Raw genomic sequence first — 16,769 nt, forward strand, 5'->3', positions numbered from 1 at the left:
CGTGACTTCCCGTCAAAAGGCGTCTCTCGCTCCTTCGGCCTGCATGCACGCTGACGTCTGCATCCAGGAGCAGCGCGAACCCCTTGCGGGTCACGCAGGGGGAATCATGAAACAACGATCTGACCGTAGATCACCCTTCGCGCCGAAAGGTGCAAATAACCACATACAAGTGGCTTCCTGGAGCCGCCGACTCGGGGCCATCGCTCTGGCGACGTCTGTCCTGGTGGTCGGAGCAAGTGTCAATCCTGCCGCGGCCGACGATGTCGCCGTCGAACAGGTGGACCAGTGGGACCGCAGCTACGTAGTCAAGGCGTGGCGGGAAGGCGGCCCCGGGGTCAAGGAGGCCGCGGAAGCCGCCTTGACCGGGACCGACGAGGACATCCTCACCTTCCTCAAGACCGAGGAAGGCTTGGCCCAGTACCACGATGAGCGGGTCGCCGCCGGCCGGATGGCCAGCGTCGGCGGCACAGGTGTGCGTGAAGCAGCCAGAAAGGCTCTGTCCGGCACCCAGGACGACCTCGAGGAATTCCTGATCAACGGCTGGCAGCAGCCGCAAGAGCAGGACAACCGAGTCCGTGTCGGACAGATCATGAGCACCGGCGGCAACGGTGTTAAGGACGCGGCTAAGGCTGCCCTTCAGGGCTCCCCCGCAGACGTGCAGAAGTTCCTGGACGAGGGCCAGTACCAAGAACGCGTTACCGACCAGCGGGTCGAGGTCGGGCAGATCATGAGCGTGGGCGGGCCAGCCACCAAGGCCGCCGCCAAGCTCGCTCTGAAGGGCACCCCGCAGGATGTAGCCGAGTTCCTCGCCACGGGGCAGATGACCGCCCGCGCCCGCGACGGGGAGCAGGCCACCATCACGCAGTTGGCCAAGCAAGCGGAACAGGCCGGCCGTCTGGCCAAGGAAGAGACCGACAGGGCCGTCGAATCCGCCCAGCAGGCAAGGGTGGCCTCCGAGCTGGCCAAGAAGGCTGCGGAAGTCGCTGCGGCGGAGACCAAGGCAGCAGGCAGGGACTCCGTCCGCGCCGCCAACGCGGCCGCCCGTGCCGCCGAGGCTGCCCGTGGCGCTGCGGCGGAAGCCCGTAACGCCATCGGCTCGGCCCGTGCTGCCAACTCCGCCGCCCGCATAGCCGCCGGTGCTGCAGCCGCAGCCGCGTCCGCGGCGACGAAGGCCGCTAATGCCGCCTCGCGCGCTCTCGGCGCCGCCGCCGACGCCGCCACGGACGCAAGCAAGGCGGATGCCGCGCGCAAGCTGGCCGCCGAGGCTCGCAAGGCCGCCGATCTCGCCACCCAGTCAGCCGCCGCCGCTGAGCAGGCCGGGAAGGCCTCCGAGGCAGCCGACGGCGCCGCTGTTGCCGCCCGCAGCGCGGCTGGCAATGCCAACGCCGCAGCTGATGCCGCGGCCGAAGCCGGTACATGGGCCAGTCAGGCCGGTGCCAACGCCGACGAGGCCAAGGAAGCGGCGGCCCGCGCTCGCCGGCACGCCAACGAGGCCGACCGTGCCGCCACTGCCTCCAGCAACCTGGCCCGTAAATCAGCCGCCGCAGCCTATGCCGCACGGGACAATGCCCGCTCCGCCGCGCAGCACGCCCGCAACGCCGCAGATGCTGCAGATGAGGCCGCAGCCCATGCCGGCGACGCCAGCAAGGCCGCAGCAGAGTCCGCGAAACACGCCACCGCAGCAAAGAACGCCGCTGACACCGCCGAAAAGGCCGTAGCTACTGCCCAGCACGTCTTCGCATTGGCCCGTGACGCCGAGGCCGAGGAACTCGCCGACCGTACCGCCGCCGGCCTGGATGAGGCCGAGGCACGCAGGAAGAACCGCGAGGCGCTCAACGCCAAGATCGCCGAAGCCCTCCAGCAGACTTACTCGCTGGATGGAGAGGCCAAGCAGCTCGCGGCCGAGGCCGCCAAGCCCGGCGCCGACCCCAAGGACCTCGTCGCCAAGGGCCGCGCCTTGGCCGTCAAGGCGATGAAGAACGGCGACCACGGACCCTGGACTCAGGAAGCCGCGGCGGCCGCCCTCGCCGACGAAGACACGGCCATTCTGGTCTACCTGCGCACCGGGCGCGGCGAAGCGGCGGCACGTGACACGCGTTTTCAGGTGGAACAGCTTGCCTCCGACAGCCCCTACCAAGTCGTACGCGACGCGGCCGTCCAGGCACTCAAGGGCAGCGACAAAGACGTCGACAACTTCCTGCGTCAGGGCCAGCACCAGGTCGCGGTCACGGAGTACCGGATCAAGGTCGCCCAAGTGCACAGCACTGGCGGGCCCGGAGTGAAGGAAGCCTCCAAGGCGCTGCTCCAGGAGAACGACCCTAAGAAGCTCGCGACCTTCCTGTTGGCGGATCAGTACACCGCGCGCAACACCGACGAACGCGTCCGCGCCGGCCAGCTCCTTTCCAGCGGCGGCCCGGAAGCCAAGGCTGCCGCCCGCATCGCCTTGACCGGCCCGGCCGACGAACTGCACGAATTCATCGAGTACGGGCAGTACCAGGCCGACAGCAAGGACCAGCTGACCACCGCTCACATCGCCCAGACATCCCAGCTCATCGCCCAAGCCGCCCGCACCGCCGCCAACGCCCGCACCGACTCATGGCGGGCCGCCGCTGCTGCCGCCGACGCTGCCAGAGCAGACACCGAGGCCAAGAACGCCGCAGCGCAGGCCAAGAAGTCAGAAGCGCAGGCGGCCATATACGCTGCCGATGCCGACAAGTCCGCCGATACCGCCGAGACCTCAGCAGCCCAGGCAGCCAAGTCCGCCGCCACCGCCCGCAAGGCAGCGGCCGACGCCAACCGCGACGCCAACAACGCCGAAGCCTCCGCCTTCAGGGCCCAGTTCTCAGCCAACTACGCCCGAGATTCCGCAGCCAAGGCCCGCAAAGCCGCAGCCGAGGCCCGCGCAAGCGCCGAGCGGGCCGGTAAGAGCTCGGAGGCTGCGGCAGCCGACGAGAAGGCCGCCTGGACCAAGACCGAGCAGCTGCTGAAGGCAGAGCTCGAAGCGGCCAAGCGCAAGGCCGAAGCGGAACTCGCGCAGCAGCAGAAGGAAGAGGACGACCGCCGGAGCCACACGTGCTATCAACCCTTTACCGAAAGGGGTGATTACGCCTTCCTCCAGTGCGTCAAGAGGAATGGTGACAAGGCGATCATCGAGCTGCCCCAGGTCCCGGGCTTCCTGAAGGACCTGGCGCTGGAACTTTCGGGCATCAACGGCATCCTCGACTGCCTCGATGACCCGCAGTTCTCGAAGTGCACACTTGCGCTCGCCGAAGTGATCCCCGCGGGGAAACTCCTCAAATTCCGCAAGCTTGAAGAGCTCGGCAAACTTGCGGAGAAGGTCCGCCTCCGCAAGCCGAACTGCCCCGCCTGCTTCCTCCCCGGCACCAAGGTGCTCATGGCGGGAGGTAGCACTAAGAACATCGAGGAAATCCAGCCAGGTGACCGGGTCGTCGCCACCGACCCCACCACCGGCGCAACCATTTCCCGACCAGTCGCCCGGCAGATCATCACCAAGGATGACAAATGGTTCAGTGAACTTACGGTCAGCACCCCCAGCGGACCTGAGAGGCTGAACCCGACCTACGAGCACCTCTTCTGGTCACCGTCTGAGAACACCTGGGTCAAGGCCGCGGATCTCCGCGAGGGCATGACGCTCCGCACCCCAGATGGTGCTGAGCATGTCACTGTCGAGAAGAACCGGCCGTATTCCCTTAGTGCGACGACGTACAACCTGTCGGTCTTCGGGGTCCATACGTACTACGTACTGGCCGGCTCCACACCGGTCCTCGTGCACAATTGTTTCGAGTTCGACCCGAAGGCCATAGGCCACGGTCTCCCCGACTGGAAAAAGGGTGATCCGACCTTGGGGCGCTTCATTGACGGCGAGGGCATCTCTCACGAATTGGTGAGTGGTCGGCCGGCAGAAGACCTGAGGCTGATCGATCTTGTCAATAAGAGACTCCAGGAGAAGGGCCTCAGGGGGAAGAGCGGCAATGCCGACCATGTGGAGGTGAAATTTGCCGCCCTCATGTGGGAGCAGGGGATCGACAGTGCCGAGATCGTCATCAATTATCCGACGGGGCCGTGCATGCTGCCACTGGGCTGTAACGACGTTCTCAATGCGGTGCTAGGAAATAAGACGCTCAAGGTACACTGGCCGGATGGAAAGGGCGGCTACCAGTCGCACACCTATGGCAATGGGCGCCCGAAGAGAAAGAGCTAGACGTGGCGATGCGCGGGATCAAAGCAATATACCAGCCCGACCACTTCGAGAATCCGCGAATTCTCACCACCCCCGAAGACGTCGATGACATGTTCGACGTCCTTCTGGCAGAGGACATCCATGCGGTCCAATTTTTCTCGCTGGACCGTCCGGACACGCCTGAAGGATGGCCCGATCACGAACTCATCGCGGGTGTACGTAAGGATCGGGAGGCTGGAGTTCTTTCTTCGATGGATGCTAGCTGCGAGCCGATCGGTCACGTCGTATCCATCGGCAATCCCGAACTCGGCCGAGGGCCCGTGTACTACACGTGTGTCGACTCGGTCCGCGACTTCCCACTTTTCTCAGAAATCCCCATCGAGAAGGTACGCCAAGCCGTGAAGGAGTTCGTGACTTCTTGCGGGAAGCGGCCCACGTGTGTTGAGTGGGATGACCCTGGTGTCTACGAAGAATATTAGGATCCGGTCTCTCTGGTCGAGTAAAAGGAAATTCCCATAGCGGTGAGGGGGTAGAGGCGCGCGCCTCTACCCCCTCACCGCGGTTCGGCACTGGGGCGGCGCAGTGGGCCGCTGAACCACTGAGCTTCTTCAGCGTTGCAGTTCCAGTGTGAGGACGGCCTTGGCGATTGACGTCATGCGGTTGGGGCTGCAGCGGGACCTGCGGAAGATCCGCCAGGACTTCAGGCGGGCGACACCGCGTTCGACAGGTGCCCGTGTGGCGGCCAAGGCACGGTTGCGGGTCTTGTCGGCGGAGTCCAGTTCCTGCAGGGGCTTGCGTTTGATGCCCGTGGTCAGCCACGGACCGGCGCCCTGATAGGCGAGATCGGCCACGATGGGAACGCCCTGGCGCTCGCAGATCCGGATGATTCGGTGGGTGCGGGCGGCGGTCAGGTCGTGAGTGCGGCCCGGCAGGGCGGGCGAGAGCCACAGCAGCCGGCCACCGGGATCGGTGACGACCTGCACGTTCACGCCGTGGCGCCGGCGCTTGTGGGAGTAGTCGGCCCGGCCGTCGCCGACCCGGTCGCACTCGGCGAGAGTGCCGTCGAGCAGGACGAAGTCGGGTTCGTGCTCGCGCAGCGTCTTGAGCAGGCCCGGTGCACGGGCGGCGAGCAGGTCGACGACCGCGCTGGTGTAGGCGTGGGCGGTGGACTCGCTGATCCCCGGCGGCGATCTTCGCCAGAGTGGTGTGCTCGCGCAGGTACACCAGTGCCACCATCGCGCGCTGAGACGGACGGAGCTTGCAGCGTCGGTCGCCCTCACGGATGACGCTCAGCATGGTGACCCACTCCACGAGTGCATGCGGCAGGTCGATTGCGGCAGGATGGACGACCAACGAGGCCCCTGAGCAACGTGATTGAGATGTCGGACATCTCGATCGACAGCCCGGGGGCCTCGCTCGTTGCGCTTCACGGACTGTCACCCGATCGGTGGCCACATCGAAGAAGCTCACTGAAGTACACCCGACCCCGTTGACGGCGAGGAGCATCTCCCCTTGCCCATGCGTGTCTAGAGACGCGTCTACGGCTGGGGCGTATGATGTTCCCTCGTGCGGTGACGAGCCACGCCTCGACGGTGGTGGACGTGTCCCCCGCTCGCCGCTCTGCCCCACTTGGAGCACCTCACCGCGCTGGGCCTTGAACTGCGCGGCCGAGAAATCCTCCCTCCGCACGTCCGAGTAGACGTATGACGTACCCCGCCGGGCGGCCCCGCCCCCGACCGCCCACCCGGCAGCCCCCTCCGCTCGGTCGTCGTCCAGGACCTCCGCTACAGCGCCCGCGAACTCGCCGACGACGTACGGGAGTCCCGCCGACCCCGCCCCCGCGCGATCCGCCGCCAGGTGGACTTCCGCTCCCTGCCCCGGCACACCCATGACCCCTCCGTCGCCCGGTGGTCGGCCCAGGAGGAACGCCGCGCCCGGCAGCGGCTGTGGAGCCGACTGGGCGCTTCCCTCCACCTGGTCAACTCCCCCACCGGACTGGCCCGCTACGCCGCCGAGACCGTGGACATCCCCCCGACCCGGCACCGGCGCGGCTCACTCTGGCTCGCCTAGTAGTGCTTCGTGTCAGCCACCGTCCGCGCCGAGAAGCTCATGCGTCGCACTTCTCACGGTTGGCGACGATCTGGTTCATATGCCTCTGCGCCTACCGTGCACCTGCGCGAGAACATCGCCGGCGCCGGACTCATCCTCTCCGACGAGGGCATGGCCGAACTGGACGGCATCGGCCACTGAACCCTGGTGCCTGGTGGCCGACGGCAGAGAAGTCGCCGACTCCTGGCCCGATTTCACGGAGTGAGGGCTCACTCATTGAAGGAGTGAGTCCTCACTCCGTACTCTTGCCGTCATGACGGCACCCAAGGAGAACCAGACCACCCGCCGCCGCGCCCCCGGAATGTCGCCGGAGCAGCGCCGCGAAATGATCATCCGGACCGCTATCCCGCTGATCACCGAGTACGGCTCCGCCGTGACAACCGCGAAGATCGCTCGCGCCGCGGGCATCGGCGAGGGCACGATCTTCCGCGTCTTCGCCGACAAGGACGAGCTGCTGCAAGCCTGCATCGCGGAGGCGCTATCCCCCGAGCACGCGATCCGCGAGCTGGACGCCATCGACGTGTCCCAGCCGCTGCCCGACCGGCTCGCCGAGGCGGCCGAGGCGATGCAGGCCCACATGGACCGGCTCGGCGCGCTCATCGGCTCACTGGGACACGGCGGCGGCAAACACCCCGGCACGGTGCGCGGCGCAGGCCGCGACGAGTCGACCGCCCGTATCCGCGCGGCCCTCGCGGAGTTGCTGGAGCCCGAAGAGGCCACCCTGCGGCGGCCGCCGGAGCAGATCGCGGCCCTCTTCATCGGGCTGCTCTTCACCCAACCCCGCACCGGCGGCGAGCCCGACCTGACCCCGCGGGAACTGGTGGACGTCTTCCTGCACGGGGCGCTCTCCGGGAGCGCCAAGTAAGCACGCGGAGACGGCGCGTGGGAGTGCGGCCCCGGGCGTCCTGACCACCGCCCCGGCTCCCGTCCTGGTGTGGCTGGTCGCGGACCTCTGCTGGCTAGATTGGCTCGGTCACCTACGTCATCACGCTCGTACGGGTACAGCCGGGACTGACCCTCCAGGAGACGCTTGACCGCCTCAACGCCGGCTTCGACTACGACGCCGACCTGACACCGCTCCGGCTCATCGACACACAACGGAGTGAGTGGGAGCGGATCCTGGCCCGGGCCTCACGGGACATCGGTCATGTCGAGTCCGAGGAGTACCCGTACAGCCTCACTCGTCCGGCACCTCGTCGGCGACGCCGATCGGATCCCACTCGTTGAGCAGACGCCGCAAGTCGTTCTCGGTGGCGGAGGCTCCAGGTCGCATCCCTCCAGGGTGCCACCTCGGGATCCGCCGTCATCGCCCACCCCTTGCGCTGGTCCCGACGCGGCCGCCCAGGCCCCCGGAGGCGATTCGGCGTCGGGCAGTATGGGTCGCATGCACTTCGATCAGCTGCCTCGCCAGGTGAAAGCCATCGACTCGGCCTCGCTGGTCAGGTTGGAAGAGCGGGCAGGCACCCTCCGTCTGAGCCAGCGGCTGGACCCGGCATGGGTGCGAGCGAACGCGGCGCCCGACGGAACCCACTACCTGTGGCCCGCCCTGTGGCACAGTCTGTCCCATCGCCCCGCGCTTCCCCGTCAGTTGCGGTGCTATCTGCTGATCGCGCTGCGCACCGGTGACCACGTACAGAGCCTGCTTGACGTACTTCCCGACGACTTCGGCCCGCTGCCGAGGCTGACGTCGCGCGAAGAAGGCATGCGGGTCAGTGAGCTGCATGGCCGTTCCCCTTCGGTCCGGGAATGGCTCCTCCTCCACGAGGACGAGGGATCAGGGTCGGCGGTGACCGAGTCAACGCTCCGACTCCTGAACCCCCCTCCCCCCGATTAGGACAATGGATCACATGCACTCCACTGACCTGGACTTCTACACCCACGCAGCCACCCACGGCGACATACTGGGCGCCGGGATCTCCGCGCCGCCCGCCCGCTGGGAGGCGTCGCTGGGGCCCGGCTGGCTACCTGGACGACACCACACCACCCGGACTCATGCGCCGGGACTACGGCCTGGTGGAGCTCTCCTTCGCGGAGGGCGGCGAGGGCGCATGGTCCTGCTTCGGCATCAGCGTGCAGGTGCACCGCCTCAGGACCGGTGACGCCTCCGCGGTGCCGGAGCCGCTTCGGGAGGCATACGGGCCCTTCGCGCCCAAGCTCACGTTCGACCGGCTCAGTGCCGCCCTCACCGCCCGCGGACTCTCGATCGAGCTCGAAGACGGGACGGGCGAGGACGTCCACCGGTACCGGGTACCGCAGTCGGGAGCGAGGATCTTCGTCGTCGCCGACCCCGATCCCTACGGATACGGCGAGCCCGACCCGGACGAGCCCGCCCGGAGCGCGCGAGGAGACGTCCTCTCCATCTCCCTGTCCCCGTCCTGGTGGTCGGCGGTGGGGGCTGACCAGGACACTCCCGTGGAGCCGGGTCCCGGTTGCGACTCACCGCACCTGAAAACCCGGTAGGAGGTAGTACCGAACGCGGGCCGGAGGTCCCTCCCCAGTCGGCTCAGGCTCGCCCAGTGCGAGAGCGGACAGGGTGGTGAGCACCTTCACCATGGGCTGCCGTGAGGACCGCGACAGGCCGCTGCCCAGGACCCGGAGGTTCTCCGGGTGGGACGGCTGCTGGGGATCGGTGAGGAAGTACACACCGCGGTCCAGGTGCACTCCCCTCCGGGTCATCTGCGTCCACGCGAAGATCTCGTAGTCGGGCAGCGCCTCGTACGGAATCCTCCGCAAAGTCTTCGCGTCTCCCCGGACCAGCAGGTGGGCGAGGACAAGGCAGACACATAAGTCGCCCTGAAGATACCGGATTTGCCCCAGATGCCGAGCAGCCCGTGCGGATGGCGCTGGTCGAACGCCTCCAGGTACTCCGCGTACTTGGCATGCGGCTGGATCTGCGGGCCGAGGATCAACTCGCACTCCCGGGCACTCGCTTCCAGCAGCCGACGCAGCCTATCGGTGGACACCGCCCGGGCCGAGGCACTCGCCTCGGGATGGGTGGCCAGCGTGAAGCAGTCCGACCAGAACTCCGAGAGATGGTGGATGCCCACGGCGTACGCGTCGTTGGAGCCGTCGTCCTTGCCCGCCACGACGATCATCCCGGCGACGGTGTCACCCTGCCCCGGTCCGCCGGCGACGATCACCGGACCCCCGCTGTAGCCGGGCTGGGCGCGCAGTGCGGACTCCGTGGCCCGGTCGATCTGGAGCGCCCCGCGCCCCACCCGCCCGCGCAGCGTTCCCGACGCCCATGCGCCGTTCTCGCGCCGGGGCGGATTCCCCGGGAACCCGTACAGTTCGACGCCCTGCTCGCGTACCTCGCCGCGGAAGAGCCTGGCCCGGTCGCTTCCCTCCGGCGGTTCGTCCAGCAGGTTCAGCGCCGCGACGTCGCCGCCGATCAGCCCGTCCGCGAGCGGCGGCGCCCAGGAGAGGACGCAGGCCCGCAGCGGCCGGTCAGCCGGGCCGTCCAGCAACGAGAAGCGGACGGTCACCAGGTCGCCGTCGGCGGGGCGTTCCTGGGACCGGGCGGGTCGGCCCAGGGCCGTGTTGACCACATGCGCGCAGGTCAGGATCTGCCGCTTGCCGAGCAGGAAGCCCACCCCGGCCGGTACGGAGCCGATGCCGCGATCGATACGGACCGTGAACTGCTCCCTCCTACTGGTTGCCACGGTCGCGGTCCCAGGACAGGCGCACCACGAAGTTGGCCTCCACCGTCCCCTTGGCGAAGATGACGCCACTCTCACCGCCGACCTTGATGCCGAACTCGACCTCCACGGCGTCCGGTGACACGGCCGCCAGAGAGTCCCGGATATCGTTCAGCGCCGGGCGGAGGGTGGACAGCGCCGACCGCAGGGTCTCGGCCGTCCGTACGGTCACCCCGGTCGATGTCTCCGAGGCGAGTTGGAGTTCCTCGGAGAGGGCTTCTTGCTCCGCTTCGAAGACGACAATCCGGCCGTCCTCGCTCGGCATCTCGACGAAAACGCGCGTCACCGAATCCCCCCTCGGACCCCTGATCGAGTGAGCCCACGGTAAGCGCGGCCTGACATCCCTGTCAGTTGATCGTGGAAGTTCCCAGGCCTGTCACGCAGGGAGAAGCCCCTACCATCCCCTGCCATGGCAACCGTGATCGTGACCGTCGGACTGGCGTTCCTCGGCTACCTCGTGACGTACCTCAACGGGCTGCGCCTCGCCCAGCGGCAGGCCCGGCTCACCCGCGTCAACCAGCAGCTCAGCGACTTCTACGGGCCGCTGTTCGCCCTGATGGAGGCCAACAGCCGGACGTACGACACCTTCTCGGAGAAGTACGCCCGCCCCGACGGCCGCGACCCCTTCCGCCACGACTCCCCGCCCACCGAACAGGAGTTGGCGCAGTGGCGCACCTGGGCCGCGACCGTCTTCATCCCCAACATCCGGGCCATGCGGGACGTGGTCGTCACCAAGGCCGACCTCCTGATCGAGGAGGAGATGCCCGAGGCCCTGCTCCAGCTCTGCGCGCATGTCTCCGGCTACGAGGTCACCGCCGCCCGTTGGGCCGAGGACGACTACGAGGAGCACCTGTCCCTCATACACTTCCCCGGCCGCGAGCTGCGCGAGTACATCCGCGACCGCTTCGCCCGCCTCAAGAGCGAGCAGGCCAACCTCCTCGGCCACGGCCGCCGCGGCTGAGGTAGGTCAGGGCATCGGCTCCGTCAAATGTGCTGTACACATGTCCGATGAGCGCTTCTCAGTTACCGCCTCGTCGCGTCACCGAGCAGGAGTTTCCCCCCTGGGCACGCATGATCGCCGACACCTACGGTGTGGATCGATCGGAGGAGGAACTGGCCGATCAGCGAGCCGCGACGGATCTCGGTCGCACCCTGGCCGTATTCGACGAGGGCGAGCCGGTCGCCGGGGTCTCCGTCTACAGCCGGACGCTGACCGTGCCCGGTGGCAGCCTGGCCGTGGCGGGGATCGCCTCGGTGGGCGTGGCCCCGACGCACCGCCGCCGCGGCCTTCTGACCTCGATGATGCGCGCCCAGCTGACCGACCTGAACGAGCAGCGACGCGAGGCGATCGCCGCGCTGCGCCCCACCGAGGCCGGCATCTACGGACGGTACGGCTACGGCCTCGCGACCCTCGGCAACCGGATGCGCTGCGACCGGCGCGCCATGCGGTTTCGCTCGGACACCGACTTCGGTGAGGGGACCGTCCGGCTCCAGCACGCCGCCCAGGCCCGCCCGGTCCTGGAGAGGATCTACGACCAGGTACGCACCACCACGGTCGGCTGGCCCGACCGGCAGACGGCCCACTGGGCGGTGCGCCTCGCCGACTATCCGCATCGGCGCGGTACGGCGACCTCGCTCCGGTTCGCCGTGCACCAGGAGCCCGACGGACGTGCCACCGGCTACGTGGTCTACCGGCACAGCTCCGCGCCGGACGGGCTCGGCGGCAGTGCCGCGGTGGTGGAGGTGGTGGAGCTGGCGGCGTGCTCGCGCCCGTCGTATACGGCGCTGTGGCGCTTCCTCGCCGGGATCGATCTGGTGACCTGGCTCGACTACGAGGGCGCCGTGGACGAGCCCCTGCCGCACCTGCTGGTCGAGCCACGGGCGGTTCAGGCCGCACCGGTGGACCGTCTGTGGCTGCGGCTGGCCGACGTGGACAGGGCCTTGATGGGCCGAGGCTACGGCCTTCCCCTGGACCTGGTCCTGGACGTGCGGGACGACTTCTGCCCGTGGAACAGCGGGCGCCACCGGCTCCAGGCGGAAGCAGGCAGCGCCCTCTGCGAGCCGACGACCGCACCGGCCGACCTGCGGCTGACGGCGGCGGAACTCGGCGCCGCCTTCCTCGGCGGCACCTCGCTGACCACCCTCGCGGCCGCCGGCCTGGTCGAGGAACTACGAAGTGGCGCGCTCGCCTGCGCCTCGGCGGCCTTTCGCGGCGAACGCGAACCCTGGTACCCCGGCGGCTGGGCCTTCCCGCTCTACTGAACAGTCCTGCGGTGCTGTCGTTCCTCATGAGCATCGAACGCCGGCCGGGACGGGCGCCTCCCGAAGCGACGACCAAGCGCTGTCCGGTGAAAGGCCCCGATACGCTTCGTCCACAGACCTGTGGGGGGGGGAACCGCATGGCCTCGGGCGACACCGCGCCACGGCATGCCCGCGCCCGCGCTCGGCCTGACCGGCCATGCGCGTGGTCGGCTCCGCCTCACCCGTACACCGTTCGGAGCGATCTTGCAGCACTTCTCCCAGCGTCGGCGTGGGCTGATACGCCTGGCCACCGCGGTGACGGCCGTCGCCCTCGCCACCACCACCGCGGGCACCGCCGCCGCCGACACCCCAGGGGCGCCCCGCGCGGCGGAGCCCACGGCCCGGGCCGCCGCCAAGGCCGGGCAGCCCAAGCCGACTCCCGCCGCGCCGCACCACTTCCTGTCCGGCATCCTCCCATCGGGCCAGATGTACGTGTATCTGCCGGACGGCAAGGGCGGCCTGGACACCCGCTCCGGTGCCTATGTCTGGCCGCACCTGAGGTACGCGGTGTCGATCGACCCCGACCAGACCGGCTCCCAGGACGGCGCCTACCACGTCATGGACGACGGCACGCTGAACCTGTGGCGCCATGGGAAACTCAAGAAGGTCGCCACAGGCTGGCGCCCGTACGACAGCGTCTTCTCGCCCGGCACCCTGGGCGGTGCCAAGCACCCCGATCTGCTCGGCCGCGACAAGCAGGGCGTGCTGTGGCGGTTCCAGACCAAGGCGAACGGCACCTTGGCCCCGCGCGCCCGGATCGGCTCCGGCTGGGGCCAGTTCACCCAGATCGCCGGCCTCGGCGACCTCAGCGGCGACCGCAAGCCCGACATCGTCGCCCGCGACAAGCAGGGCGTGCTGTGGCTGTACAAGGGCACCGGCGACCTGCGGAAGCCGTTCACCAACCGGGCCAGGATCGGTGGCGGCTGGAACCAGTTCAACAAGCTGGTAGCCACCGGTGACGTAGACCTCGACGGCCGCAGCGACCTGCTCGCCCGCGACCTCAAGGGCGGTCTCTGGCTGTACAAGGGCACCGGCAAAGCGGCCGCCCCCTTCAAGGCCAAGGTCAAGGTCGGCACCGGCTTCAACCAGTACCGCGACCTGTTCTGAGCCCTTGGGGTGACCTCGCGCGGACGCCCCGAGCCGCCGCATGGCCGCTCGGGGCGCGCCGCACGGATGCGGCGGTACGAGCACCGGCTACCGCCGCTCGAACCCGCCGCGTGCGACGCCCTGCACGAACGCACTGAACCCGGCCGGGGCGAACGCCAGGGCCGGGCCCTGCGGGTTCTTACTGTCCCGCAGGGCCACGGCGTCGGCGAACCGGGCAACCTCCACGCACTGGCCGGTGCCGCCGGAGTAGCTGCTCTTGCGCCAATCGGTGGACAACCTGTCGTCGCGCACCGGCTCGCCTCCTCACCCGTCGGGGGGGACACCTTCTTGTTGAGTGCTGCGGTGTTGCCCTACCGGTCGAGTCCGCCGTCAGCAACGCCCCGTACGAACGCCGCGAAGCCCTGTGGCGCGAACGCCAGCGCCGGGCCCTGCGGGTCCTTACTGTCCCGCAGCGCTACGACACTGGTGAGCTGGGCCACCTCTACGCACTGCCCGGTGCCCCCCGAGTAGCTGCTCTTGCGCCATCCAGCATGGGTGAAGTCGATGTGTGCCGTTGCCATTGCCTGCTGTCGTCCTTTCACTTGCTCTGCTGTGCTACGGAAGCGATGAGCGCCGCCGACTCATCAGGGCTGAGAGCCAGAGCGCGTAGATGGTCGAAGATCTGCCCACACCGGCGGATGTCCTCATCTGCCTCCAGAAAGAGATCACCGTTCATGGTCTCCGTGTAGACCAGAGCAGGATCCTCGGCGTCCGGGAAGTCCATCAGGACGAAACCACCCGGCATCCCGGGGTGAGCCCCGGCGCCAAACGGGATGACTTGCAGCGTCACATGAGGTTCACCCGCGAGCTTGGCCAGGTGGTTCAACTGCACCGTCATGGTGTCGGTTCCGCCGACCGTTCTACGCAAGACCGCCTCGTCGAGGATGGCCCACAGCTCCAGCGGCTGGTCCTTCTCGAACACCGCCCGCCGTTCCATGCGTGCCCGGACACGGCGGTCAACCTCTTCGGAGGAGGCAGTGGGCAGGATGCCGCGAATCACGGCGTGGGCGTAGCCCTCTGTCTGAAGCAGTCCAGGAACGCATGACGATTCGTAGTTGCGCACGCTCCGGGCCTCGGACTCGAAGCTGATGTAGCCGACCAACTCGTCAGGCAGATCGGCGTGGTACGGGCGCAGCCAGCCCTGCTCCTCGGCATGACTCGCCAGGACCAAGATCGCTTCGCGCTGTGACTCCTCGACGCCGTACTCCTTGAGCAGGGTCAGCAGCGTGCGCCTCTGCGGGCGTCCCTTTGCGTACTCCAGACGGTACAGCGTCGCCTGGTTGATGGCCGTGCTGGCCGCGATGTCTTCCCGGGTCAGACCGGCCTCGCTGCGCAGACGGCGCATCTCGCGCGCGAGCCTCCGAAGCCGAGCGGTCGGCAACTGCCGCTTGGTGGGCACTGGTTCGTCCCTTCGTTTGCACGGCTCGCAGAGACGAGTCTCCGCGACTTCACCTGTCGCGAGCAAGCCCGCAATAATGCAATGCTTGCATATGCATGACTTGCATTCTCTTGAGGTTGGGAGCACTCTACTGCTGCGCAAGCATGGCGCGCTCAGCGACCACTTGGGTGCGGAGCGTTGAACAGGCACGCCTACGGGTGGTCATCCAAGGAGAACGACCGTGAAACCGTTGATCTTCGGGTATATGCGAGTGCCGAAGGACATGCCCGACGAGGAAGCCCGGCGCAGGGAAGGCGAGATGGATGCCTACGCCCAAGCCGAGGGCCTCACCCTGGCGACGATCTTCCACGAGTTCGAGGCCGTCCAGCGCTCGGCGTTCGCGGAACTGCTGCTGGCGCTCCAGCGGACGGAGGCCCGCCACGTCGTCGTCCCGTCCCTCCGCGACCTCGCACTGACGGACCGGCTCCAGGACGCGTTAGTCCTCCAGATCGAGTGCGAAGCCAACGCCCAGGTCGTCTCCCTGGACGAGCTGTGAACGGGCCCGGGCTGCCGTTCTACTACGGCGAACCGCTGCTCGTACGGGACCAGTTGGACCTGGTGGCCACCCGCACCGCTGCCGGCTGCGCCCGGGCGTTCACCGAACTGGCGCTGGCCAAGTGGGGAGCCGGGCCCGTACACGACGACGCGCTGCTGGTCGTCTCGGAACTGGTGACCAACGCCGTGACGGCGACGAGCGCCCTGGCCGAGCCGGAAGGGCTGAGCCTGGTCACCGTGCGGCTGCTGGGGCTACGTGCCAGCGTGGTCATCGAGGTGTGGGACCTCTCCACCGCGCGGCCGGCCGCGAAGGAGCCGGACGAGGAGAGCGAGGGCGGGCGCGGGCTGCTGCTCGTCGGCGGTCTCGCCAGCCGCTGGGGCTCGTACGGGGCGGGCGGCGGCAAGGCGGTCTGGGCGGAACTCCCTTTCGTACAAACGCACTCCACCAATCGCACCACACAGCCAAGGCCGTGGCGACGTCCCGCCACCCCCTACGACCTGGACCTGCTCCACCGCGTACTGGCCGGATTGCAGGCCACCCTCTAGACGAATAAGTCCGATGTGTCAGTGATCGAATGTGACCAGCGACCGCATGACCGGGGAGCCGATCTTGTGGTTTCGCCAGATCGCGGCGGCCATCGCGAGGACTCTCTGAGCGACGCGGACGGCGACGCCCTCGAAGCTGCGTCCGCCGTGCTGTTCGAGGTTCAGCTGCCCTTTGAGGGTGTCGTTCACAGACTCGATCAGTTGCCGCACCGACTTGAAAAGAGGCTCGCCCTTGCGCTTCTTTTCCCGCTTGAACGACGGCCGCAGCAGTTCGATGCCGCGCATGGCCAGGTCGTTCTCGAACTCCTTGGAGGCGAAGCCCTTGTCGGCGATCAGCAGCAGGCCGGGCCGACTGTCTATCAGGCCCTCCTCGACATCGAGCATGGCCTGGAGCACCTCGCGCTCGTCCAGCTTCGGATTCGCCAGCGCCCACAGGATCGGCATCCCGGTTGGCGTGCAGACCAGGTACAGACGCAGGCCCCAGAAGAACCGGGAGTGGGAGGCGCAGTAGCCGTATCCGGCCCAGCCAGCCATCTCCGAACGCTTCACCGTCGGCCGCGAACGCCCGCACTCCACGGGGGTGGAGTCCACGATCCAGTGGTTGTCGAACCAGAAGTCCGTGTCCGCCGCCAGCATCCGTATCACCCTTTTGACCATCGGCAATGCGGCCCGCAGTCGCTTGTTGTACCCGGACTGCTGCGGTAGATACGGGAACATCGAAGCCAGGTGTGCCTGTGCATAGCGGAGCCAGCGTGCCTCGGAGCTGAAGCCGAGCAGAGCCTGTGCGACCGCCAGACAGATGAGTTCAGAGTCCGTCAGCCGTGGCGGCCTGCCC

Annotated in this window: 18 protein-coding genes and 1 pseudogene; 12 read left to right on the forward strand and 7 right to left on the reverse strand. The window is 68.1% G+C overall.

Going from position 1 to position 16,769, the window contains the following annotated elements:
- Positions 1-169: 169 nt before the first annotated feature.
- Together ABZ945_RS29330 and ABZ945_RS29335 are read left to right on the forward strand one after the other, a co-directional pair.
- Positions 170-4,222: a DddA-like double-stranded DNA deaminase toxin gene (locus ABZ945_RS29330; RefSeq protein WP_361275579.1), complete on the forward strand. Its 4,053-nt coding sequence runs from the start codon at positions 170-172 to the stop codon at positions 4,220-4,222.
- 8 nt (positions 4,223-4,230) lie between these two features.
- Positions 4,231-4,680: an Imm1 family immunity protein gene (locus ABZ945_RS29335; RefSeq protein WP_361275627.1), complete on the forward strand. Its 450-nt coding sequence runs from the start codon at positions 4,231-4,233 to the stop codon at positions 4,678-4,680.
- A 129-nt stretch (positions 4,681-4,809) separates the two neighbouring features.
- Here ABZ945_RS29335 and ABZ945_RS29340 read toward each other — a convergent pair.
- Positions 4,810-5,554: pseudogene (locus ABZ945_RS29340) on the reverse strand (transposase family protein).
- A 504-nt stretch (positions 5,555-6,058) separates the two neighbouring features.
- Between ABZ945_RS29340 and ABZ945_RS29345 the strand changes: the two are divergent.
- The 5 genes from ABZ945_RS29345 to ABZ945_RS29365 all read left to right on the forward strand — a co-directional run bounded on the left by ABZ945_RS29345 (position 6,059) and on the right by ABZ945_RS29365 (position 8,770).
- Positions 6,059-6,271 (forward strand): hypothetical protein, encoded by a 213-nt coding sequence (locus ABZ945_RS29345; protein WP_361275582.1) that lies wholly within the window; start codon positions 6,059-6,061, stop codon positions 6,269-6,271.
- Positions 6,272-6,280: 9 nt separating this feature from the next.
- Entirely contained in the window at positions 6,281-6,451 is a 171-nt protein-coding gene (locus tag ABZ945_RS29350) for a hypothetical protein (RefSeq protein WP_361275629.1), read from the forward strand.
- A 112-nt stretch (positions 6,452-6,563) separates the two neighbouring features.
- Entirely contained in the window at positions 6,564-7,175 is a 612-nt protein-coding gene (locus ABZ945_RS29355) for a TetR/AcrR family transcriptional regulator (protein ID WP_361275585.1), read from the forward strand.
- A gap of 519 nt (positions 7,176-7,694) precedes the next feature.
- A complete protein-coding gene (locus ABZ945_RS29360) occupies positions 7,695-8,144 on the forward strand; it encodes a hypothetical protein (RefSeq protein ID WP_361275588.1) in 450 nt (149 codons plus the stop codon).
- A gap of 158 nt (positions 8,145-8,302) precedes the next feature.
- On the forward strand, positions 8,303-8,770 hold the full coding sequence (locus ABZ945_RS29365; protein WP_361275590.1) for a hypothetical protein: 468 nt from the start codon (positions 8,303-8,305) through the stop codon (positions 8,768-8,770).
- A gap of 212 nt (positions 8,771-8,982) precedes the next feature.
- Here the strand turns inward: ABZ945_RS29365 and ABZ945_RS29370 are convergent, their stop codons facing one another.
- On the reverse strand, positions 8,983-9,972 hold the full coding sequence (locus ABZ945_RS29370) for a serine protease (RefSeq protein ID WP_361275592.1): 990 nt from the start codon (positions 9,970-9,972) through the stop codon (positions 8,983-8,985).
- The gene (locus ABZ945_RS29375; RefSeq protein ID WP_361275595.1) at positions 9,959-10,294 is read right to left on the reverse strand and encodes a CU044_2847 family protein; all 336 of its coding nucleotides are present in this window, start codon (positions 10,292-10,294) and stop codon (positions 9,959-9,961) included. The genes ABZ945_RS29370 and ABZ945_RS29375 overlap by 14 nt, the downstream gene beginning before the upstream one ends.
- Positions 10,295-10,417: 123 nt before the next feature.
- Here ABZ945_RS29375 and ABZ945_RS29380 point away from each other — a divergent pair, with 123 nt between their 5' ends.
- The 3 genes from ABZ945_RS29380 to ABZ945_RS29390 all read left to right on the forward strand — a co-directional run bounded on the left by ABZ945_RS29380 (position 10,418) and on the right by ABZ945_RS29390 (position 13,416).
- A complete protein-coding gene (locus ABZ945_RS29380; protein WP_361275597.1) occupies positions 10,418-10,969 on the forward strand; it encodes a hypothetical protein in 552 nt (183 codons plus the stop codon).
- Positions 10,970-11,016: 47 nt separating this feature from the next.
- The gene (locus tag ABZ945_RS29385; RefSeq protein ID WP_361275599.1) at positions 11,017-12,270 is read left to right on the forward strand and encodes a GNAT family N-acetyltransferase; all 1,254 of its coding nucleotides are present in this window, start codon (positions 11,017-11,019) and stop codon (positions 12,268-12,270) included.
- Positions 12,271-12,513: 243 nt separating this feature from the next.
- Positions 12,514-13,416, forward strand: a complete 903-nt coding sequence (locus ABZ945_RS29390; RefSeq protein WP_361275601.1) for a VCBS repeat-containing protein — start codon at positions 12,514-12,516, stop codon at positions 13,414-13,416.
- An 87-nt stretch (positions 13,417-13,503) separates the two neighbouring features.
- Here the strand turns inward: ABZ945_RS29390 and ABZ945_RS29395 are convergent, their stop codons facing one another.
- Genes ABZ945_RS29395 through ABZ945_RS29405 form a run of 3 tightly spaced genes read right to left on the reverse strand, consistent with a single transcriptional unit; the run spans position 13,504 to position 14,854 of the window.
- A complete protein-coding gene (locus ABZ945_RS29395) occupies positions 13,504-13,707 on the reverse strand; it encodes a DUF397 domain-containing protein (protein ID WP_361275603.1) in 204 nt (67 codons plus the stop codon).
- Positions 13,708-13,766: 59 nt separating this feature from the next.
- Entirely contained in the window at positions 13,767-13,976 is a 210-nt protein-coding gene (locus ABZ945_RS29400) for a DUF397 domain-containing protein (RefSeq protein WP_361275605.1), read from the reverse strand.
- Positions 13,977-13,993: 17 nt separating this feature from the next.
- On the reverse strand, positions 13,994-14,854 hold the full coding sequence (locus ABZ945_RS29405; RefSeq protein WP_361275607.1) for a helix-turn-helix transcriptional regulator: 861 nt from the start codon (positions 14,852-14,854) through the stop codon (positions 13,994-13,996).
- Between the two features lie 220 nt (positions 14,855-15,074).
- On the opposite strand from ABZ945_RS29405, the gene ABZ945_RS29410 reads away from it, so the two are divergent.
- Positions 15,075-15,389 (forward strand): recombinase family protein, encoded by a 315-nt coding sequence (locus tag ABZ945_RS29410; RefSeq protein WP_361275609.1) that lies wholly within the window; start codon positions 15,075-15,077, stop codon positions 15,387-15,389.
- A complete protein-coding gene (locus ABZ945_RS29415) occupies positions 15,386-15,934 on the forward strand; it encodes an ATP-binding protein (RefSeq protein WP_361275611.1) in 549 nt (182 codons plus the stop codon). The genes ABZ945_RS29410 and ABZ945_RS29415 overlap by 4 nt, the downstream gene beginning before the upstream one ends.
- A gap of 18 nt (positions 15,935-15,952) precedes the next feature.
- On the opposite strand, the gene ABZ945_RS29420 is transcribed toward ABZ945_RS29415, so the two are convergent.
- A partial coding sequence (locus tag ABZ945_RS29420; protein ID WP_361275613.1) for an IS982 family transposase occupies positions 15,953-16,769 on the reverse strand: 817 nt, incomplete at its 5' end.

Source organism: Streptomyces sp. NPDC046887 (assembly GCF_040644755.1).
In the GTDB taxonomy this organism is placed as follows: domain Bacteria; phylum Actinomycetota; class Actinomycetes; order Streptomycetales; family Streptomycetaceae; genus Streptomyces; species Streptomyces lichenis.